The sequence below is a fragment of the Nocardioides alkalitolerans DSM 16699 genome (assembly GCF_000426525.1).
Classification (GTDB): domain Bacteria; phylum Actinomycetota; class Actinomycetes; order Propionibacteriales; family Nocardioidaceae; genus Nocardioides; species Nocardioides alkalitolerans.
On sequence record NZ_AUFN01000011.1, the window covers coordinates 336,707 to 356,909 of the forward strand.

A 20,203-nucleotide genomic window follows, 5' to 3' on the forward strand; every position below is an offset into this window, starting at 1 on the left:
ACGACGATGGAAGGCGCCCTGCACCGCTTCATCCGCCTGCTGCGCCTGCACGGGGTGCGGGTCAGCACCGCCGAGGCGATCGACGCCATGCACGCCGTCGGGGTCGAGGGGGTGCTGGCCGAGCGCGAGGTGCTCCGGTCGGCGCTCGCCGTCTGCCTGGTCAAGGACCGGCGCGACCTCGCGACGTACGAGCGGGTCTTCGACCGCTTCTTCGGGCTCCGCGCGGTGGTCGACGACGACGGCGACCACGGCCACGACCACACCCACGACGACCTCGTCGACGACGGCGTGCTCGACCAGTTCACGCTCTCCGACAGCCCGGGCGACCTGCCGCAGGACGGCCACAGCCACGACAAGCCGAAGGACATCAAGGAGTTCTTCAAGCCCGAGGACCTGGCGCAGCAGTACAACCTGCACCAGGAGGCCGACAAGATCGACATGGCCTCGATGACCGACGAGATCGTGCTGTCGAACGAGAAGCAGTCGAACATCGGCGAGGCCGCCCGCGTCCAGATCTCGACGTCGCGGATGCACAACCCCGGCAACCCCGGCGAGATCGCCAGTACCCCCGGCCTCCAGCTCGACACCGAGCTGACGGTGGCGGAGGAGCTGACGCTGCTGTCGTGGCTCGAGGAGGCCGAGGCCTCCGACGAGCCCATGGACCCCGAGCACGCCGCCACCCTGGCCGCGCTGCGCGAGGCGCTCGCGCCCTTCCTGGAGGCGCTGCCCGAGCGCATCAAGCAGCACCTCGAGGAGCTGATGGCCCTCGACGTCGAGCTCGAGAGCCGCGAGATCCAGGCCGCCCAGGCCGAGACGGTCGACGAGGAGGAGCGCGCCGCGCTGGAGGAGTCGCTGCGCCGGTTGCTGCGCTCGCTGCACGGGGCGCCGCGCTCCCGCCGCACGGCCTCGGCCCGCGGCGTGGTCGACGGGCGCCGCACGATGCGGTCGAACATGCGGTACGACGGGGTGCCCTTCCGACCGGTCGCCGTCAGCAAGGTCGAGGACCGCCCGCGGCTCATGGTGCTCTGCGACGTGTCGCTCTCCGTGCGCTCGACCGCCCGGTTCACGCTGCACCTGGTGCACGGACTGCAGTCGGTCGCCGCGTCGGTGCGCACCTTCGCGTTCGTCTCCGACCTCGTCGAGACCACCGACCTCTTCGCCGAGCACCGCACGGAGGAGGCGCTCTCGCTCGTGCTCGCCGGTCTGCCCGCCGGCGGCCTCCTCGACGTCGACGCGGACTCCGACTACGGGTCGATGTTCGACACCTTCCTCGACCAGTACGGCGGGGCCGTCACGCGTCGTACGACGCTCGTGGTGCTCGGCGACGGCCGCAGCAACGGCCGGGACCCCGGGCTCTCCTCCTTCGAGGAGCTGGCGCGCCGCGCCCGCTCGACGGTGTGGCTGACGCCCGAGCCCCGCTACTCGTGGGGCCTGGGCCGGTGCGACCTGCCGGCGTACGCCGAGCACTGCGACCGCGTCCAGGTGGTGCGCAACCTGGCCCACCTCGAGAAGGCGACCGAGGACCTGCCGGCCGGGCGGTCGCGGTGAGCGTCGTGCCGCCGGCCCCGGTGCCGCCGGCCCCGGTCGCGACGGCCACGGACGCGACGGCCACCACCATCGACCCCCTCGCGCCGGCGCTGCCCGGCCTCTACCGCGACGCCGTCGTCGAGGTCCGCGCCGTCGGCGGGCACCGGTCCCGTCTCACCCTCGCCACGGTCCGCACGCCCCACTTCGACCTAACGTCGGTCGGCGACCGCGTGCGGGTGGAGCACGTGCTGGGCGCCGACGACGTCGACGACGACCTGGCCGGGCTGGTGGCCGACGAGCTGTTCGGCCCCGGCTGGCTCCGGGGCGCCGACCTCTTCGAGCGCATCTTCACGGGCGTCGTCCGCTCCCTCGACCCCGATCCGCTGGCGGCCTGGGAGCGCTTCTACCGCCACACCCTCGAGCGGGTGGAGGCGGCGACGGTCACGGCCGACGGGCCGGTCGGCTCCGGTCACGGCACCATCGCCGAGTACGCCCCCGTCTACCGCCACGCGGAGGCCCTGCTCCCGCCCGGCTCCGTGCTCGAGATGGGCTGCTGCTTCGGGTTCCTCGCGCTCCGGCTGGCCGCCGCGGGGCGCGAGGTCACCGCCTCGGACGTCGCCCCCGGGACGGTCGGCCTGCTGGGGGCGATGGCGCCGCGCCTCGGCCTCGGGCTGACGACCGTGGTGGCCGACGCCGCCCACCACCCGGGCGCCGACGGCTCGGTCGACGCGGTGCTGGTGCTGCACCTGCTCGAGCACGTCGACGCCGACCACGGCGTCCGCATCATCGCCGAGGCGTGCCGGCTGGCGCGGCGCCGCGTGGTCGTCGCCGTACCCCTGGAGGACGTGGCCGAGGAGACCTGGGGCCACGTGCGCACCGTCGACCTCGCCGACCTCGACGCCTGGGGCGCCGCGACCGGGCTGGCGTACGACGTGCACGAGCACCACGGCGGCTGGCTCGTGCTCGACGTCAGATGACGCCCAGCTTGCTGGCCTCGTAGACCGCCTCGGCCCGGCGCGAGACGCCGAGCTTGCGCAGGATGTTGCCCACGTGGAACTTCGCGGTGGTCTCGGAGATGAACAGGCGCTCGCCGATGCCCTTGTTGGAGTGGCCCCGTGCGAGCAGCCGCAGCACCTCCCGCTCGCGCTCGGTCAGCCGGCGCACGTCGGTGACCTCTGGGGCGTTGAGGCCCCGCACCATCGCGGCGGCGCTGCGGGCGTCGAACGCGCTGCCGCCGCGGCTCACGTCGCGGATGGCCCGGATCAGCCCGGAGGTGTCGACGTCCTTCACGACGTACCCCTTCGCGCCCACCCGGATCGCGCGCAGCACGAGCTGGTCGTCGAGGAACGTCGTGAGCACGAGCACGCCGAGGCCGGGGTGGGTCGCGACGAGGTCGGCGCACAGCTCGAGGCCCTCGGTGTCGGAGGAGGTCGAGAGCTTCAGGTCGAGCAGCACGATGTCGGGCCGCACCCGCCCCACGACGACGAGCGCCTCCGCCGCTGTCGAGGCCTCGGCGAGCACCCGCAGGTCGGGCTCGCGCTCGAGGATCGACCGCAGTCCCTGCCGGACGATCGCGTGGTCGTCGACGAGCATGATGCCGACGGTGCCGGCCGTGCGGTCGACGGCCCGGTCGTCGGCGACGCCGGTGTCGCCGACGGGGATCGTGGTGGTCATGGGGTGTCCTCTCGGGGTGGGGCGGTGACGAGGTCGCGGATGAGCGACGGGCGGCCCCGGTCGGTGATGGGCAGCGGCACCCGCAGCTCGACGCGCACGCCGCCGAGGCGGGCGCGCCGGAAGGCGAGGGTGCCGCCGAGCTCGAGCACGCGGGACTCGATGTTGGCGAGACCGCGGTGGCGTCCGTCGACGGCAGCCCCGCGCTCGAGGCGCAGCAGGCGCGCCAGCTCGACGGGGTCGCCCCCGCCGTCGTCGGCGACGGTCACCACCAGCTCGTGCGGCCGGTAGCGCACGCGCACCACGGCCCGGGTGGCCCGGGCGTGGTTGGCGACGTTGAAGAGGGCCTCGCCGACGGCGCGGGCGAGGTCGTGGTCGGCGTCGGCGGGCAGCTCGGCCGCGTCGCCCTCGACCCGCACCTGCACCGCGAGGCCGGGCCGGTGGTGGTCGGCCAGCTCGTGGAGCAGCTCGGGCAGCGTCGCGACCGTGGCGCTGTGGGGGCGGTGCAGCGCGTAGATCGCGCGCCGCAGCTGGTCGACCGCCTCCGCGCTGAGGGCCTTCGCGGTCGCCAGGCGGGCGGCGATCGACGTGGCACCCAGGTCGCTCGCCTCACCGCGCGCCAGCTCGACCGCCATGCCCGCCGACAGCACGAACTGGGTCACGGAGTCGTGCAGCTCGCGCGCGATCCGGTGGCGCTCGGTGTCGACGAGCTCGCGCTGGTGGGCGACGACGAGCCGGCGCTCGACGTGCCGCAGCTCGGCCGTGCGGGCCTCGAGGTCGCGGCGCTGGGCCTGGGCTTCGTCGTACAGCCGCTGCGCGCGCCGGTGCAGGGCCAGGCCGGCGTGGTACTGCTCCGAGGTGTGCAGGGAGACGGCCGCGTGGTTGGCGAGGATCCGCAGCACGGACAGGTCGCCGGGCTCGGGGTCGGCGGGCAGCCCGTGCAGCCCCACGAGGCTGCCGATGTGGCGACCCTCGAGCGTCATCGGCACCCGCACCCACCGGCTCTCGTCCGACGACCGGGTGGCGTGCCCGGCGCGTACGGCGCCCAGCTCGCGCCGCACGAAGGCGGGCAGCGTCGCCTCGTCGTCGACGGGTGCTCCGTCCTGCGCCAGGGCGAGGAAGCGCGGGCGCGCCCCCGGGAGGTGGCCGTCGGAGAGCGCGAGCAGGGTCCACTCGGCCTCGAGGTGCGCCGACGCCGCCCGGACGACCTCCTCGAGCAGCCCGCGCGGACCCTCGACGGTGCGCACCAGCGCGCGCGAGATCGAGTCCATCGCGCGGACCGCGCGCTGCGTGCGCTCGTCGGAGCGCACGTAGGCGCGGTAGTAGGAGCCCTTGCCGGAGCGGACCCCCGTCAGGGCCTCCAGGTCGGGCCGCGCCGGGTGGTCGACGGTCACAGCGCCTCGCGGAAGAGGGTGACGATCTCCTCCTCGGAGGCGGTGCGCGGGTTGGTCGTGAGGCAGGCGTCGTCGAGGGTGGTCCGGGCGAGCTGGGGGATGTCGTCCTCGCTCACCCCGAGCGCCCGCAGGCCGCTCGGCACGCCGACGTCGTCCGCCAGCCGCCGGACGTGCTCGGCCAGCAGCTCGGCGGCCTTCTCGCCGTCGGCCCCGTCGACGTCGAGCCCGGCCGCCCCGGCGAGGTCGAGGAAGCGCGCCGGCGTGGCGCGGGCGTTGTAGCGGATGACGTGGGGGAGCAGCACGCCGTTGACGACGCCGTGGGGCAGGTCGAGCAGGCCGCCCACCTGGTGGCTCATGGCGTGGGTGGCGCCGAGGATCGCGTTGGTGAAGGCGAGACCCGCCTCGAGGCTGGCCTGGGCCATCTTGGCGCGGGCGTGCTCGTCGCGGGGCGAGGTCATCGTGGTGCGCAGGTGGCGGCAGACGAGCCCCACGGCGTTGAGGGCGTGGCTGTCGGCGAGGGGGTTGTGGGCCAGCGAGACGAACGACTCGACCCCGTGCGTGAGCGCGTCGAGACCCGTCGCGGCGTTGAGGTCCTCGGGCATCGTGACGAGCAGGCGCGGGTCGGTCACCGAGATGTCGGGCACGAGCGCGCGCCCCATGATCGTGATCTTCACGGAGCGCTCGGTGTCGGTCACGATGCAGAACTGGCTCACGTCGGCGCCCGTGCCGGAGGTGCTGGGGATCATCAGCATCGGCGGGATCGGGTGCGTCACCTGGTCGACCCCCGCGAAGTCGAGGATGTCGCCCGCGTTGCCGGAGAGGATCGCGACGCCCTTGGCGGCGTCCATCACCGAGCCGCCGCCGATGCCGATGATCACGTCGGCCTCGCTGGCGACGTACCGCTCGTAGGCGGCCCGCACCTCGTGGTCCTTCGGGTTCGGCGTGACCGCGCTCCAGATCACGGGGTGGAGCCGGGCGTCCCGCAGGTACGCCGTGAGCTCGTCGACCCAGCCGGCCTCGCAGATGCCGGGGTCGGTGACGACGAAGGGGCGCCGCGCGCCGAGCCGGGCGGCGGCGAAGCCCGCCTCGGCCAGCGAGCCGAAGCCGAAGACGATCTCGGGGGCGTGGAACTTGAGCAGCGGGGCCGGAGCGGCCTGGCGGTGGTCGTGCCCGTGGGCCTGCGCCCGGGAGGCCGGCGGCGCCATCAGCGTCATCGCGGGCCCCGTCGGGCGCAGCGGCGGGCGTGGGTGGTGCGAGGGGTACGGCGTTCGTTCACGGGCACTCCAGGGTCCGGCCTGCGGCCCTGCCCGTGGTGTGACCGGCATCACGTGCAGGGAGGGTGGCCCCACCCTGGCCCGCACGAGGTTGCGAGCACGTTGCCGGGGCCGCTGCGGTCCCGGCACCGTGCTCGGCGGCGTGCTCCGCCGGTCTCAGTCCTGGTCGACCCGGTGCACCTTGTGCTGGGCGGCCTGGGCGCGGGGGCGGATGACGAGCTCGTCGATGTTGACGTGGCTGGGGCGGGTGACCACCCAGGCGACGGCGTCCGCGACGTCGTCGGCGACGAGGGGGTCGGGCACCCCGGCGTACACCTTGTCGGCCGCGTCCTGGTCGCCCCCGAAGCGCACGAGGGAGAACTCGGGGGTGTGCACCATGCCGGGCGCGATCTCGGTGATCCGGATCGGCTCGCCCACGAGCTCGAGGCGCAGGGTCTGGGTGACGACCTTCGTGCCGTGCTTCGCGGCGACGTAGCCGGCGCCGCCCTCGTAGGCCACGCGGCCGGCGGTCGAGCCGATGTTCACGACCACGCCGTCGCCGCTGGCGCGCAGCGCGGGCAGCACGGCCTGGGTCACCTGCAGGAGGCCGACGACGTTGACCTCGTACATCGAGCGCCACTGCTCGGCGTCGGCCCGCTCGACCGGGTCGGAGCCGAAGGCGCCGCCGGCGTTGTTGACGAGCACGTGCACGACGGGGCCGGCGGCCGCGGCGAGGGCGGCGACCTGTGCGGCGTCGGTCACGTCGCACGCGACGGCGGTGCCGCCGATCTCCGCGGCGAGGGCCTCCACGCGCTCGGCCCGGCGGGCGGCGCAGACCACGTGGAAGCCGGCGCCGGCGAGCGCGCGGGCGGTCGCCTCGCCGATGCCGCTGCTGGCGCCGGTCACGACGGCGGTACGGCGGGCGGGGGCGGCGGTGGGCTCGGTGGAGGTCATGCCTCGATTCTGACCGACTTGGCCCGACGGTGGAGAATGGGGCCCGGTCCGCACACCACGGGCCCCGGGCGTCTGGAGGAGGCAGCATGAAGCGGGTCGCGATGATCAGCCTCCACACCTCCCCCCTCGACCAGCCGGGCACCGGCGACGCGGGGGGCATGAACGTCTACGTGCTCGAGCTCGCCCGCCGTCTCGGCGCCCTCGGGGTCGAGGTCGACGTGATGACCCGCGCCACCTCCTCGCGGCTCCCCGCCGTCGTCGAGGCCGCGGAGCGGGTGCGGGTCCGCCACCTCGTCGCCGGTCCCTACGAGGGGCTCGGCAAGGCCGACCTCCCCGCCCAGCTGTGCGCGTTCGCCCGCGAGGTGCTGCGCACGGAGGCCGAGGCGCCGCTCGGCCACTTCGACGCGGTGCACTCCCACTACTGGCTGTCGGGCCAGGTCGGGGCGCTCGCCCGCGACCGCTGGGGTGTGCCGCTCGTGCACTCGATGCACACGATGGCGAAGGTGAAGAACGGCGCGCTGGCGCTCGGTGACACCCCCGAGCCCGCGGTGCGCGTGATCGGCGAGGAGCAGGTCGTCGACGCCGCCGACCTCCTCGTCGCCAACACCGAGCGCGAGGCCGACGACCTCGTCAGCCTGTACGGCGCCGCCCCCGAGCGCGTGCGCGTGATCCACCCGGGGGTCGACCTCGACCTCTTCCGGCCCCAGCACCGGGCGACCGTGCGGGCCGCCCTCGGCCTGCCCGTCGACGCCCACGTCGTGCTGTTCGCCGGTCGCATCCAGCCCCTCAAGGCGCCCGACGTGCTGGTGCGTGCCGTCGCCGCCCTGCTCGAGGCCGACCCCGGCCTGCGCCCGCGGCTCGTGGTCCCGATCGTCGGCGGTCCCTCCGGCTCCGGCCTCGAGCGCCCCGAGGCTCTCGCCGACCTCGTCGCCGAGCTCGGTCTCGGCGACGTCGTGCGCTTCGTCCCGCCGGTCGGCCAGGCCGAGCTCGCCTGGTGGTACGCAGCGGCCACGGTCGTCGCCGTGCCGTCCTACAACGAGTCGTTCGGCCTCGTCGCGCTCGAGGCTCAGGCCACGGGCACCCCGGTGGTCGCCGCCGGCGTCGGCGGGCTCGTCACCGCGGTGAACGACGGCACCAGCGGCCTGCTGGTCGACACCCACGAGCCGGTCGACTGGGCCCGCGTCCTGCGCCGCGTGCTGCGCGACCCCGACCTCCTGCTCGACCTCTCGGCCGGCGCCCTCGAGCACGCCCGCGCGTTCGCCTGGGAGCGGGCCGCCGAGTCCACGATCGCCGCCTACGAGCAGGCGCGCCGCACCCTGCGCGCCCCGGCCGACCGATCGCCGGCCGACCGGTGACGGGCCCGACGCAGGACACGCCCGACGGGCTCGGCGCCGCCCCGTCCGCCGACCTCGACGAGGCCGCCGCCGGGTTCCTCCGCGACCACCTGGCGGCCACCGAGATCGAGTACGACGAGGCCACCCCCGGCGTCTTCTCCCTCTCGCTGCCCGGCGAGCGCAAGCTGACCGTGCCCGTTCGCCTCGACGTCGGGCGCCACGCCCTCGGCGTGCACGCGTTCGTCTGCCGCAACCCCGACGAGAACCACGAGGGCGTCTACCGCTGGCTGCTGCAGCGCAACCTCCGCATGTACGGCGTCGCCTTCGCCGTCGACCACAGCGGCGACATCTACCTCGACGCCCGGCTCCCGCTCGAGACGCTCACGTCCGACGGGCTCGACCGGCTGCTGGGCTCGGTGCTCACCTACGCCGACGAGTCGTTCAACACGATCCTCGAGCTCGGGTTCGCCTCCTCCATCCGCAAGGAGTGGGAGTGGCGCACCGACCGCGGCGAGTCGACCCGCAACCTCGAGGCGTTCAGGGGGTGGCTCGAGTCGGGGCAGCCCCGTCCTGACCCCGACCAGCCGGACCCGTCGGCGCCGGACCGGGACTGACCGGCGGCACCACCGGCGGGCGCCGCCGGGTGAGCAGCACGCCGACGATGCACAGCGCGCCGCCCACGAAGGCCAGCGGCGGTGGCACCTCGCCGAGGAACAGCCACGCCAGGCCGCTCGCGATGAACGGCACGAGGAACGTCGACATCGCCATCGTCGAGGCGTCGGTGCGGGTGAGCGCGTAGGCCCACGTGCTGAAGGCGATCGCGGTCGGCACGAGGCCCAGGTAGACCACCCAGAGCACGGTGGAGAGCTCGGCCGTGCGCAGGACGTCGACCAGCTGGACCGACCACGGCAGGCAGACGACCGCGCCGATGACGCAGGCCAGGAAGGTGACCTCGAGCGCTCCGGCCCGGCCGAGGATCGGCTTCTGCGCCAGCACCCCGATCGCGTAGGTGACCGCAGCGACGACCGCGAGGAGCACGCCCAGCAGGTCGCCGTTCTCGTGGCCCGACGACGCCTGGCCGATGACCACGACGCCGCTGAAGCCGACGCCCATGCCGAGGGCGAGCCAGCGGTGCATGACCTCGCCGAGGAAGACGCACGCGAGCCCGGCCACGATGAGCGGCCCGATCTGCACCACGAGGGCGGCCGTACCGGCGTCGATGCGCTGCTCGGAGGCGTTGAGGGCCAGGTTGTAGACGCCGAACCAGGCCGCACCGCAGAGGAGCAGCAGCGGGAGGTGGCGTCGTACCGGCCAGCGGTGGCCCGACCGCGGACGCAGCGCGAGCAGCACGCCGAGGGCGACGGCGGCGACGAGCAGACGACCCAGCGACAGTGCGCCGGGCGGCACGTCGTCACCCAGGTGGCGGATCGCCACGAACGCCGAGGCCCACGCCAGCAGCGTCACGGCCGCCGCCGCGACCGGCAGCCACGTCGGTGCCGGGCGCGTGGCGCCGACGCGGGTGCCGGGGGCGTCGGGGAGGGGCTCGGTGCGCGGGGTCGGGGTCGTCACGGGTCGACGCTAGGCGATGGCGCCGACAGCCGACACGCGGGAATCGGTCGTCGTACGACGAACCCCCGCCAACCCCGCGCCAACCCCGCGCCGGACCCGCTCAGAGGTCGAGCTTGTAGCCCAGCCCACGCACGGTGACGAGGTACTTCGGCTCGCTCGGGTCGGGCTCGAGCTTCGCGCGCAGCCGCTTCACGTGCACGTCGAGGGTCTTGGTGTCGCCGACGTAGTCGGAGCCCCAGACCCGGTCGATGAGCTGGCCGCGCGTGAGCACGCGGCCCGGGTTGCGCAGGAACATCTCGAGCAGCTCGAACTCCTTGAGCGGGAGCCGCTGCTCGAGGCCGTCGACGGTGACGACGTGGCGCTCCACGTCCATCCGCACGGGGCCGGCCTCGAGCGTGCTGGGGGAGAGGTCGGGCTCCACGCCGCGGCGCAGCACGGCGCGGATCCGGGCCACGAGCTCGCGGGGCGAGTACGGCTTGGTGACGTAGTCGTCGGCGCCGAGCTCGAGGCCCACCACCTTGTCGACCTCGTCGTCCTTGGCGCTCACCATGATCACCGGCACGCTCGAGGTCTGCCGGATCTGGCGGCAGACCTCGGTGCCGGGGATGCCCGGCAGCATGAGGTCGAGCAGCACGATGTCGGCGCCGTTGCGGTCGAACTCGGTCAGTGCGGCGTTTCCGTCGGCGGCGATCGCCACCTCGAAGCCTTCCTTGCGGAGCATGTAGGCGAGCGCGTCGCTGTAGCTCTCTTCGTCCTCGACGACGAGTACCCGGGTCACGGGCTTTCCTCCTGGTGGGTGCTGCGAGTGGTGCGGGACGTGGTGCCGCTGGACGCGAGCTCGCTCGCGATGCGGGGCAGGCGCAGCCGGAACGTCGAGCCCTGGCCCTCGACGGACCACACGCGGACGTCGCCGCCGTGGGTCGCTGCGACGTGCTTGACGATGGAGAGCCCGAGGCCGGTGCCCCCGGTGGAGCGGTGGCGGGCCGGGTCGACGCGGTAGAAGCGCTCGAAGATGCGGTCGATCTCGCCGGCGGGGATGCCGATGCCCTGGTCGGTGACGGCGATCTCCACCGACTCCTCGAGGGTCTTCGACGACACGACGACGGTCGATCCGGCGGGGCTGTAGTTGACGGCGTTGGCCACCAGGTTGCCGACCGCGATGAGGATCTGCTCGTGGCTGCCGAAGACGGCGAGGCCGGACTCGCCGGAGGTGGTCACAGTGACCCGACGGTTCTGCGCGTCGATCGCGCTGGTGTCGATCGCCGCGGTGACGACCTCGTCGACGTCGACCGGTGCCGGGTGCTCGAGGGGGTCGTCGCCCTGCAGCCGCGACAGCTCGATGATCTGCTGCACGAGCACGGAGAGCCGCTCGCTCTCCTTCTTCATGCGCTGCGCGAACCGCACGACGGCCTCGGGGTCGTCGGAGGCGTCGACCACGGCGTCGGCCAGCAGCCGGATCGCGCCGACGGGCGTCTTGAGCTCGTGGCTGACGTTCGCCACGAAGTCGCGGCGCACCTCCTCCACGCGGTGCTCCCGGGTGCGGTCCTCGACCAGCGCGAGCACGAGCCGCGAGCCGAGGGGCGCCACGCGGGCGATGACGGTGCGGCTGGGGTAGCCCGCCCGCGTCATGGTGATCTCCTGCTCCCGGATCTGGCCGTCGCGCCGCACCTGCCGCACCATCTCGGCGAGGCGCGAGTCGACGACGTCCTGGCCGCGCACCAGGCCCAGCGCGTACGCCGGGGCCGAGGCCTTGAGCACGACGTCGTCGCCGCCGACGACGACCGCGCTGCTGCGCAGGACGGAGAGGACACCTGCCACGCCGGCGGGGAGCAGGGGCTCCTCGGGGGGCTCAGGCTGCTTGTGCTGCAGGCGGTCGCTGATGTGCCACGCCATGACCCCGGAGCCGGCGACGAGGGCGCCCAGGAGGGCGGCCACGAATGCCTGGGTCGTCGGGTCCACGAGCCGATCGTACGCATTGTCCACCGGTGCCCCGGACCACGCGATCCCTGGCGCGGCACTGTTCACCGCGCGTTCACGCCACGTGCGCCACCTGCTGCCTGGGCCCTCTAGGTTCGTGGGCATGCGTGATGCCTTCCACGAGCAGCTCGATGCTCTCTTCGACGATCTCTCCGCCATGGCGGGTCAGGTGCGGCGCGCCGTCGCCGACGCCACCACCGCCCTCCTCTCGGGCGACGCCCTCGTCGCCGAGAAGGTGATCACCGGTGACCTCGAGATCGACCTCACGCGCGAGCGGGTGGAGGAGAACGCGTTCTCCCTCCTCTCGCTCCAGCAGCCGGTGGCCGGTGACCTGCGGGTCGTCGTCGCGGCGCTGCGCATGGTGGCCGAGCTCGAGCGCATGGGTGACCTCTCCGTCCACGTCGCCAAGATCGCCCGCCTGCGGGTGCCCGACCTCGCTGTCCCGGCGTCGGTGCAGCCGACCCTGGGCCGCATGGCCAAGGTCGCCGAGACGATGACGGCGCAGGTCGAGCGCATCATCCTCGAGCGCGACGCCGAGTCCGCGCGCGACCTCCACCTCGTCGACGACGAGATGGACACCCTGCGGCGCGCCACCTTCTCCGCCATGCTCGACGACGAGTGGCCCCACGGGGTGGAGGCGGCGGTCGACCTCGCCCTGCTGGGCCGCTACTACGAGCGCATCGCCGACCACGCGGTGTCGGTGGCCAACCGAGTCGTCTTCGTCGTCACGGGCGAGAACCCGGCCGGCAGCGCCTCGCAGCGCTGACGACGCCCCACCCGTCCAGCTGGGGCCCCCGGCGCACGCCGGGGGCCTCAGTCGTCCCAGGACCAGGCCATCCCGACGGTGCCGGGCGGGCAGTCGAGGGCCAGCAGCACGGCGTGGCCGCGGTGGTCGGGCTGGACCCGGCGGCGCGGGTGGAGAGGCGTCCCGTCGCCGTGCAGCTGGTAGGACTCGACGCGCGCCGGCACGTCGTCGGTCCGGAACTTCACGACGAGCAGGTACTCCCGCACCGGCAGGCTGCAGCTCGCGTCGTACGACGTGTCGCGCGGCCCTGCGCCCTCCGTGCCGAGCTCGTAGTCGATGAGCACGGCGTCGCCGCGCCGCAGCGGCACGTCGTAGTCGAGCCGGACGCCCACGACCCGGTGGTCGTGGTCGACGATCTCGTGCCCGACGGAGCCGCCGCCGTGGACGATCAGGCGTGGCGTGCCGGCGGTGTGGTCGTCGAGGAACTGGGTGATGCCCATCCCCGTGAGCCCGTCCGCCTCCGCGCGGCCCACGATGCGGCTGCGCGCGGACGCCAGCCGCCGGTCGGCGCCGATCACGACCTCGTCGTGGTGGGAGATGCGGCCCAGCAGGAGGCTGTCGGGGTTCTCGACCGTCTCGGTGATCCGCCGGACCACGTCGCGGGCCGCGAAGCGGGGGAGGGTGACCTCGTCGGTGCGGGGTGCGACCGGCCCCCGCGGGCGCGGCGCGGGCACGCGGGAGACGAGCTCGCCGCCGGGGAGCCCGAGGAGGGCCTCCAGGTGGGCGACGACCTCGAGGGACGCACGCCGACCGGGGGTGCGCGCCCCCGTCTGCCAGTAGCTGAGGGTGGCGACGCTGATGCTGACGCCGCGCTGGGCCAGCCGGCGCTGCACCGACTCGAGACCGAGCCCGCTCGCCTCGAGCGCGGCGCGGAGCGCGGTCGCGAAGCCGTCGTCCTTGGCCTCGGGGGCGACCAGGGTCACGTCCTCTCCTCCATCTCGGCCGGCAGGACCGGTCGGGGGTGAAGGGCGCAACGCTAGTGGCCGTCGGTCCTCAGCGGAACGGGCGACGCGGGGGAACCTTCCGGTTCAGCGGCCCTGGTTCGCCACGGCCGCCGCAGCCGCCGCAGCGGCCTCGGGGTCGAGGTACTCGCCGCCCGGCACCGTCGGACGCAGGTCGTCGTCGAGCCGGTAGACCAGGGGCATGCCGGTCGGAATGTTGAGGCCGGCGATGTCGTCGTCGGAGACCTGGTCGAGGTGCTTCACGATGGCGCGGAGGCTGTTGCCGTGGGCGGCGACGAGCACGGTGCGACCCTCGCGCAGGTCGGGCACGACCGCGGAGTCCCAGTAGGGGAGCAGGCGGCCGATGACGTCCTTGAGGCACTCGGTGCGCGGGGCCTCGTCGCCGAGGTCCGCGTAGCGCGGGTCGGCGGCCTGCGAGAACTCGTCGTCGTCGGCGATGGCCGGCGGGGGCACGTCGAAGCTGCGACGCCAGAGCATGAACTGCTCCTCGCCGAACTCCTCGAGGGTCTGCTTCTTGTCCTTGCCCTGGAGCGCGCCGTAGTGGCGCTCGTTGAGGCGCCACGAGCGACGGACCGGGATCCAGTGGCGGTCGGCCGCGTCGAGGGCGAGCGCGGCGGTGTTGATCGCCCGGCGCTGGAGCGACGTGTGCACGACGTCGGGCAGGACGCCGGCGTCCTTGAGCAGCTCGCCGCCGCGGACGGCCTCGCCGCGGCCCTTCTCGGTCAGGGCCACGTCGACCCAGCCGGTGAAGAGGTTCTTGGCGTTCCACTCGCTCTCGCCGTGGCGGAGCAGCACGAGGGTGTAGGTCACGGGTCAGCCCTCCGTGGGAGCGTCGGTCGAGGTCTCGGACTCCGGCGTGGCCGGCTCCGGGGTGACGGTCGCGGGCTCCTCGGGAGCGGCGTCGGCGGAGCGGTCGAGGTCGGCCCACGGGTTGGGGGCGCCGTCGTGGCTCTCGCCGAAGTGCTCCTCGGTGTCGGTGCCCTCCTCCGACTCCTCGCCCGACTCCTCGCCGTGCTCGAGCGGGAGGGTCGTGGTGGTCTCGTCGTTCGGCACGACGGGCACCCACATCGTGCGCTCGATGTCGCCCTCGGTGAACACGAGCGGGACGCTGGCGCCGCTGACCACCGTCTCGCCGGTGACGATGATCGGGTCGAGCGTCTCGTCGGCGAGGTTGACGTACTCGTTGCTCGTCATCTCGAAGGGCTCGTAGCCCTCGACCTCGACCTCGTCGCGCGGCGCGATCTCCGGCGTCGTCGCGGGCTCCAGCGTCTTGTTGACGAAGGTCGCGATGAGCGTGCCCGAGCCGTCCTCGGCCGAGACGATCACGAGGCCGACGACGTCGATCGGCGCGTCCTCGCGGAAGTTGGCGCCGTTGGCCGGCACGTAGGGCAGGTCCGTCGAGACGTCGAAGCCCGACTTGCCGCACGACGAGAGCGCGGGGGCGGCCACGAGGGCGCCGGCCAGGAACAGGCCGAGGCGGCGTCGGTTGCGGGAGAAGGTGCGTGCGGGGGTGCGCTGCATCGTGGATACCTTCGTCGTCGGGCAGTGGTGCCGTGGTCGTACGCCGCCCTGCTGGCGCGGCCGGGCACAGCCTAGCGTTCGCGGGTGACCCGGTGGTGTGCCCCCTCGCCGCGGCCGGTCACAGTCGGCGTCAGCGGGTGAGGCCGCTCGTGGCGGCCACCGCGACGAGGCCCGCGACGACCAGGGCGGTGGCGAGGCTCGCGAGCAGCAGCAGGCGCGGCGCCCCCGTGCGGAGGGCCAGGCGCAGTGGCAGATGGCGACGTCCGCTCCGGTTGTCGGGCACGAGGCCGGGCAGCGCCCGCAGCACGTGCACGCACACGCCGAGGGCGCCGGCCAGCACGACGATCGCGACCGTGGGTGGTGCGCCGCCCTCGTAGCTGCCGCCGAGCCCGCCGTACGAGAGGAAGAACGGGTAGAGCGCGTACGACGCCGCCCACGGCACCCAGGAGAGCACCGAGCCGCGCAGCACGAGGTTGCCGAGCACCCCGATGACGACGCTGCCGACGTACGCGGCGGCCGCCGTCGTCCCGTTGGCGACCGCCAGCGGGACGAGCGCGAGGACGGCGCACGCGAGCGCGAACCAGACGGTGCCGTGGTCGAGGCGACCGGCGGCGACGGGCTTGCGCGGCCGCTCCTCCCGGGCGTCGGAGCCGCGGTCGACGAGGTCGTTGTGCCACCCCAGCACGGCCTGGCCGAGCGCGACGGTCGCGAGCACGAGCCAGACCTCGGTCATCGGACGTCCGGCGACGAACGCGGCGCCCGCGACGCCGAGCGCCGTCAGCACCAGCTGGCGCGGGTGGGCGGCCTGGGCGAGGTCGAGCGCGGTGCGCACGCTGCGGGGCACCCTCGGGCGGGGGAGGCGTCCGGTCCTCGGCCTGCCGGTCCCGGTGGTGTCGTCGCCGGTCTCGTCGACCTCGGGGGTCGCCGGTGCGGGCGAGGTCGTCGCGTCGGTGGAGGAGGCCGCCATGAGGAGGAGTATCGACCACGGGCGAGCAGTTTGGGGAGGTCAGCGGGCGCGTCGGAGCGAGCGGGACGACGGGGGACCGACGGGCGACCGTCCTCCGTCACGCCGTCCTGACGGGACGTCTTCCGGCCGCCGGAACACAGCATTCCGTCATCTGTCAACCCCTCGTCATGCCGCTGACCTGCACAAACGCAGCCGAGGGAGGCGTCACACCGTGGTAGAGTGGGTCCCCTAGGAAGGGGAACCTGACATATGACTTTCACCGTCGGCGAAACGGTCGTCTATCCCAATCACGGGGCCGCAGTCATCGAGGACATCGAGATGCGGAAGATCAAGGGAGAGGACCGGGAGTACCTGGTCCTGAGGATCGTGGCACAGCAGGACCTGGTCGTGAGGGTGCCGGCGTGCAACCTCGACCTCGTCGGGGTCCGCGACGTGGTCGACAAGGAGGGTCTCGACCGTGTGTTCGACGTCCTCCGTGCCGAGCAGGTCGAGGAGCCGACCAACTGGTCGCGTCGCTACAAGGCCAACCTCGAGAAGCTGCACAGCGGTGACGTCATGAAGGTGGCCGAGGTCGTGCGCGACCTCTGGCGCCGGGAGCGTGACCGCGGTCTGTCGGCCGGCGAGAAGCGGATGCTCGCGAAGGCGCGGCAGATCCTCGTCTCCGAGCTCGCGCTCGCCGAGAGCACCAACGAGGACAAGGCGGAGTCCATCCTCGACGAGGTGCTGGCCTCCTGAGGCGACCCCCTCCACGCACCACAGCATCGATCACGGCCCCGGGAGAACCTCCCGGGGCCGTCGTCGTTCCCGGGAGCGGCGGCGGGGCATAGGTTGGCCGGGTGAGGCACACGTGACGTACGACGAGCTCGAGGGCCCGGTCTGGGGCACGGTGGTCGAGGAGGGGCGCGGCTCCCTGCCCTTCGCGCTGGTGCACGGCGAGTCCCTCGTCGCCTGCGCCGCGTGGGCGCTCGGCGCCGCCGGGGTGGACGCGATCAGCCTGGGCACGCCGTGGGCCGACGTCCGGGCGGCCGAGGTGCCGTTCGTGCTCCACGACTCGCTGTGCCCGCTGCTCGACGCCGACGACCTCGTCGCGTGCGTCCGGCGGGCTGTCGACGACGACGTCGTGGTGGTGGGCGTGCGCCCGGTCACCGACACCGTGAAGGTGGCGCGCGACGGACTGCTCGGCGAGACCGTCGACCGCGACGCGCTCGCCGCCGTCGCGTCGCCCGTCGTGCTGCCCGTGTCGGTCGTCGCCGACCTGGAACGGCTGCCGAGCCTCGACTTCGGTGCGCTCGTCACCGCGCTGCAGGAGCGCTACCGGGTCGTGCTGGTGGAGGTGCCGGCCGCGGGCCGGCGGGTGTCCGGGCCGGACGACCTCGCGGTGCTCGAGGCCCTCACCACCCCGTGAGGCCGGGGGTGCGGGCGTCCAGCAGGGCGACCGCCGCCGGCACGTCCTCGGCGTACGTCACCTTGAGGTTGGCGGGCGACGACGGGACGGCGACCACCGCCAGGTCGGTGCCGGTGGCCGCGGCCCAGGCGCTCACGCAGCCGGCCGTGTCGGTGGCCTCGACCCCCGAGGCGTCCGCCCACCGGTAGGCGGCGAGCAGGTCGTGCCCGCGGAACGCCTGCGGGGTCTGCACGCCGACGGTCCGGGCGTCGCCGGTCAGGTCGGCCACGGGGCCGCCGTCGCGTCGTACCAGCGCGGGCAGCTCGACCGCCGGCACCGCGCCCCCCTGGGCCTCCGCGGCCTCGAGAGCACGGGTGAACAGCTCGGGGCGGGCCAGCGGACGCGCCGCGTCGTGGAGGGCCACCACGTCCACGTCGCCCGACAGCAGGTCCTGCTCCAGCGCGGCGAGGGCCGCGAGCTCGGAGGCGTGTCGCGTGGCGCCGCCGTGCACCAGCAGCACCTCGCGCTCGCCGAGGTGGGGCGCCACCGCGGCGGCGACCAGCTGCTCGTCCTCCGGGCGCACCACCAGCACCACGCGCACGACGTCGGGGACGGCGAGCGCCGTACGGAGGGCACGCACCAGCACGGGCTCGCCCGCGAGGTCCAGGAGGACCTTGTTGACGCCCGCCCCGACCCGGGTGCCCGAGCCGCCGGCGAGCAGGACGACGGCGGGCCTCAGCGGACGATCCCGACCACGACGCCGGCGACGGCGAGCGCCACGGCGAGGGCCAGCAGGCCGTAGCCCGTGAGGCCGGACATCTTGGCCTCCTGGCCCTTGTCGTCGAGCACCTCGTCCTCGGACCGGGTCGTGATGAGGATGCGGTCGTCCTGGGGCGCGCGGATCTCGAGCCGGCCGTCGCGGTCGACGGCCTCGCCGGAGACGAACACCCGGGTGCCGGGCGTCAGCACCCACTCGTCGTACTGGTAGCCGACCGTGCCCCCACGGTCGGCGGCCGGCAGCGACAGCGAGAAGGAGCCCAGGCTGAGCTGCGTGCCGGCGTTCCCCTGCGCCTCCGGGCGGAACTCGCTGACGGTCTTGCGCGCCTGCTGCACGTTGTGGGTCGGCACCACGACGACCTCGCCGTGGTCGTCGCGCACCACGAAGGCGTCGCGGCTGCGGTTGTTGGCCACCTTCTCCTTGCGCTTCTCGACCCGGCGACGGCCCTCGTCGTCGCGTCGCACGTGCTCGTAGTGGCGGGTGACGCGGTGCTGGTGCCACACGCACTCGGTCTTCGAGATCTCCGAGGTCAGCAGGCCGCCGGGGCCGGCGACGACGACGCCCTCGACCTCGACGCGCTCGCGGTAGGCGCCCGGCCCGGCGGCGGCCGTGGCGTTCTGGTGCAGCTCGTGGAGCAGCGCGGTCGTGCTGGTCTCGACCCCCAGCAGCCCGGCGACGTTGGCCGAGGCCTGCCGGGCCTTGTAGAGCGAGAGAGCGCCGATCGCGGCGGCGAAGCCAGCGGCGACGAACAGGTAGACCATGGCGGGCTCCTCGGGAGGGGGACGGGCGTGCCGGGCCATCCTGCCGTCCGCCGGGGCGCACCAAACCCGGGCCGCTGCCGGAAGGTGTTTTCACGGGCGTAACGCGGCGACACGCCCCGTCAACACGCGGCGCCTAGTTTCGCGCCACCAGCGGGCTCGGGACGAGGGAGGCACGGATGGGCGGGGCGCAGGAGTGGCGGCCGGTCTGCCGCGTCGCGGAGCTCGAGGTCGAGCGCGGCGCGACGGCACTGGTGCACGGTCAGGCGATCGCCCTGTTCCGCACCGCGGACGACCTGGTCTACGCGCTCGGCAACCACGATCCGTTCGCCCACGCCTCGGTCATGGCGCGGGGGATCGTGGGCAGTCGCGACGGCGTGCCCTTCGTGGCGTCGCCGGTGCACCGTCACTCCTTCGACCTGAGGACGGGCCGCTGCCGCGAGGACGAGGGCGTCACCGTGCCGGCGTACGAGGTCAAGGTCGTCGAGGGCGTCGTCCTCGTCGGCAGTCGCAAGCAGGAGGTCGTGGCATGAGCACCGGAACGAACGAGACCGACGGAACCATCCTCGTGACGCTCTCGCGGGGGAGCGGCGCACCCGCCGGCGACCTCGTGCCGCGGGCCGTGACGACCCAGGCCGGACGCCGGCTGGGCGGGGTCGGGCGCGTGACCTGCTTCCTCGACGGCGGGGGCCCGCGCTACACCACCGTCCTCCGTACCCTGGCCCGCCAGGGCCGCCGCGTCGTCGTCGTGCCCCTCACCCTGACGACGGACCCCGAGCTCGGCGAGTACGCCGCTGCGGGCGCGCGCCTGCCCGGGCTCGGCCCGGACACCGTGCGCGTGACGCCCGGCATCGGCCCCCACCCCCTGCTCGCCGAGGCGGCCAGCCGCCAGCTGGTGGCCGCCGGCGCACGGTCCGCGGACGCGGTCGTGCTCGTCGGGGCGGGCCACGGCGCCGCCACGACCGAGTCGGAGCTGCAGCGCGCGGCGGAGCTCCTCCACGCCCGACGCCGGCACGCGGTGGTGCGGCCCGCGGGCGTGACCGGTACCGGTGCCCCCGTCGCGGAGACCGTCGCCGAGCTGCGCGCGCAGGGCCTGCGTGTGGCGGTCGCGCCGTACCTGCTGGGCAGCGGACCGCACGCCAACCGTGCCTCGGCCCTCGCCCGGGCGAGCGGTGCGGACGTGCTGGCCGACGTGCTCGGACCCCACCGGCTGGTCGTCGAGCTCGTCGCCCGTCGCTACCTCGGGGCGGTCGGACGGGCCACGGCGCGCAGCGCGGCCCGAGGGACCGGTCGGGCCGCCGCGCGGAGGCCTGCCGCCTGAGGCTCGACACGCCTGACAGAATGGCCGG

At 74.2% G+C, this 20,203-nt stretch carries 22 protein-coding genes; 9 read left to right on the forward strand and 13 right to left on the reverse strand.

From position 1 onward, the window contains the following. Positions 1–6: 6 nt before the first annotated feature. Positions 7–1,548, forward strand: a complete 1,542-nt coding sequence (locus K329_RS0108265) for a VWA domain-containing protein (RefSeq protein ID WP_028472665.1) — start codon at positions 7–9, stop codon at positions 1,546–1,548. Beyond that, positions 1,545–2,504, forward strand: a complete 960-nt coding sequence (mftM, locus tag K329_RS0108270) for a mycofactocin oligosaccharide methyltransferase MftM (RefSeq protein WP_211225776.1) — start codon at positions 1,545–1,547, stop codon at positions 2,502–2,504. Before K329_RS0108265 ends, mftM begins: the two co-directional genes overlap by 4 nt. Here the strand turns inward: mftM and K329_RS0108275 are convergent. From K329_RS0108275 to K329_RS0108290, 4 genes are all read right to left on the reverse strand, one after another. Continuing rightward, the gene (locus tag K329_RS0108275) at positions 2,497–3,201 is read right to left on the reverse strand and encodes a MadR family response regulator transcription factor (protein WP_084541112.1); all 705 of its coding nucleotides are present in this window, start codon (positions 3,199–3,201) and stop codon (positions 2,497–2,499) included. The genes mftM and K329_RS0108275 overlap by 8 nt on opposite strands. Then, positions 3,198–4,592, reverse strand: a complete 1,395-nt coding sequence (locus K329_RS25545; protein ID WP_052336557.1) for a MadS family sensor histidine kinase — start codon at positions 4,590–4,592, stop codon at positions 3,198–3,200. Before K329_RS25545 ends, K329_RS0108275 begins: the two co-directional genes overlap by 4 nt. Continuing rightward, the gene (locus K329_RS25550) at positions 4,589–5,806 is read right to left on the reverse strand and encodes an iron-containing alcohol dehydrogenase (protein WP_084541113.1); all 1,218 of its coding nucleotides are present in this window, start codon (positions 5,804–5,806) and stop codon (positions 4,589–4,591) included. Before K329_RS25550 ends, K329_RS25545 begins: the two co-directional genes overlap by 4 nt. 216 nt (positions 5,807–6,022) lie before the next feature. Then, positions 6,023–6,799, reverse strand: coding sequence for an SDR family NAD(P)-dependent oxidoreductase (locus tag K329_RS0108290; protein ID WP_052336558.1), 777 nt, complete (start codon positions 6,797–6,799; stop codon positions 6,023–6,025). Positions 6,800–6,885: 86 nt separating this feature from the next. On the opposite strand from K329_RS0108290, the gene mshA reads away from it, so the two are divergent. Both mshA and K329_RS25555 read left to right on the forward strand, forming a co-directional pair. Beyond that, positions 6,886–8,154, forward strand: a complete 1,269-nt coding sequence (gene mshA / locus K329_RS0108295) for a D-inositol-3-phosphate glycosyltransferase (RefSeq protein WP_028472669.1) — start codon at positions 6,886–6,888, stop codon at positions 8,152–8,154. Between the two features lie 89 nt (positions 8,155–8,243). Next, entirely contained in the window at positions 8,244–8,747 is a 504-nt protein-coding gene (locus K329_RS25555; protein ID WP_052336633.1) for a YbjN domain-containing protein, read from the forward strand. On the opposite strand, the gene K329_RS25560 is transcribed toward K329_RS25555, so the two are convergent. The 3 genes from K329_RS25560 to K329_RS0108315 form a co-directional block, all read right to left on the reverse strand. Further along, a complete protein-coding gene (locus K329_RS25560; RefSeq protein ID WP_211225777.1) occupies positions 8,671–9,702 on the reverse strand; it encodes a DMT family transporter in 1,032 nt (343 codons plus the stop codon). The genes K329_RS25555 and K329_RS25560 overlap by 77 nt on opposite strands. A 100-nt stretch (positions 9,703–9,802) precedes the next feature. Continuing rightward, positions 9,803–10,480, reverse strand: a complete 678-nt coding sequence (locus K329_RS0108310) for a response regulator transcription factor (protein WP_028472670.1) — start codon at positions 10,478–10,480, stop codon at positions 9,803–9,805. After that, positions 10,477–11,661, reverse strand: a complete 1,185-nt coding sequence (locus K329_RS0108315; RefSeq protein WP_028472671.1) for a sensor histidine kinase — start codon at positions 11,659–11,661, stop codon at positions 10,477–10,479. Before K329_RS0108315 ends, K329_RS0108310 begins: the two co-directional genes overlap by 4 nt. A gap of 121 nt (positions 11,662–11,782) precedes the next feature. Between K329_RS0108315 and phoU the strand changes: the two genes are divergently transcribed. Beyond that, positions 11,783–12,445: a phosphate signaling complex protein PhoU gene (gene phoU, locus K329_RS0108320; RefSeq protein ID WP_043642563.1), complete on the forward strand. Its 663-nt coding sequence runs from the start codon at positions 11,783–11,785 to the stop codon at positions 12,443–12,445. Positions 12,446–12,492: 47 nt separating this feature from the next. Here the strand turns inward: phoU and K329_RS25565 are convergent, their stop codons facing one another. The 4 genes from K329_RS25565 to K329_RS0108340 form a co-directional block, all read right to left on the reverse strand. After that, positions 12,493–13,407 (reverse strand): helix-turn-helix domain-containing protein, encoded by a 915-nt coding sequence (locus K329_RS25565; protein ID WP_052336559.1) that lies wholly within the window; start codon positions 13,405–13,407, stop codon positions 12,493–12,495. A 105-nt stretch (positions 13,408–13,512) separates the two neighbouring features. Further along, on the reverse strand, positions 13,513–14,256 hold the full coding sequence (locus K329_RS0108330; RefSeq protein ID WP_028472673.1) for a phosphoglyceromutase: 744 nt from the start codon (positions 14,254–14,256) through the stop codon (positions 13,513–13,515). 3 nt (positions 14,257–14,259) lie between these two features. Then, the gene (locus K329_RS0108335; RefSeq protein WP_028472674.1) at positions 14,260–14,967 is read right to left on the reverse strand and encodes a hypothetical protein; all 708 of its coding nucleotides are present in this window, start codon (positions 14,965–14,967) and stop codon (positions 14,260–14,262) included. 130 nt (positions 14,968–15,097) lie between these two features. Next, positions 15,098–15,934 (reverse strand): UbiA family prenyltransferase, encoded by an 837-nt coding sequence (locus K329_RS0108340; protein WP_043642564.1) that lies wholly within the window; start codon positions 15,932–15,934, stop codon positions 15,098–15,100. Between the two features lie 249 nt (positions 15,935–16,183). Here K329_RS0108340 and K329_RS0108345 point away from each other — a divergent pair, with 249 nt between their 5' ends. Further along, the gene (locus K329_RS0108345; RefSeq protein WP_028472676.1) at positions 16,184–16,669 is read left to right on the forward strand and encodes a CarD family transcriptional regulator; all 486 of its coding nucleotides are present in this window, start codon (positions 16,184–16,186) and stop codon (positions 16,667–16,669) included. Between the two features lie 112 nt (positions 16,670–16,781). Continuing rightward, positions 16,782–17,339 carry a 2-C-methyl-D-erythritol 4-phosphate cytidylyltransferase gene (locus K329_RS0108350; protein WP_028472677.1) on the forward strand — a complete coding sequence of 186 codons (558 nt, stop codon included), beginning with the start codon at positions 16,782–16,784 and terminating at the stop codon, positions 17,337–17,339. On the opposite strand, the gene K329_RS0108355 is transcribed toward K329_RS0108350, so the two are convergent. After that, a complete protein-coding gene (locus tag K329_RS0108355) occupies positions 17,326–18,057 on the reverse strand; it encodes an IspD/TarI family cytidylyltransferase (RefSeq protein ID WP_043642758.1) in 732 nt (243 codons plus the stop codon). The two genes, K329_RS0108350 and K329_RS0108355, sit on opposite strands and share 14 nt — an antisense overlap. Next, positions 18,054–18,857: a GIDE domain-containing protein gene (locus K329_RS29465; protein WP_052336560.1), complete on the reverse strand. Its 804-nt coding sequence runs from the start codon at positions 18,855–18,857 to the stop codon at positions 18,054–18,056. The genes K329_RS0108355 and K329_RS29465 overlap by 4 nt, the downstream gene beginning before the upstream one ends. 176 nt (positions 18,858–19,033) lie before the next feature. Between K329_RS29465 and nirD the strand changes: the two genes are divergently transcribed. Next, on the forward strand, positions 19,034–19,387 hold the full coding sequence (gene nirD / locus K329_RS0108365) for a nitrite reductase small subunit NirD (protein ID WP_028472679.1): 354 nt from the start codon (positions 19,034–19,036) through the stop codon (positions 19,385–19,387). Then, the gene (locus K329_RS25575; protein ID WP_052336561.1) at positions 19,384–20,175 is read left to right on the forward strand and encodes a sirohydrochlorin chelatase; all 792 of its coding nucleotides are present in this window, start codon (positions 19,384–19,386) and stop codon (positions 20,173–20,175) included. The genes nirD and K329_RS25575 overlap by 4 nt, the downstream gene beginning before the upstream one ends. The last annotated feature ends 28 nt before the right edge of the window (positions 20,176–20,203 follow it).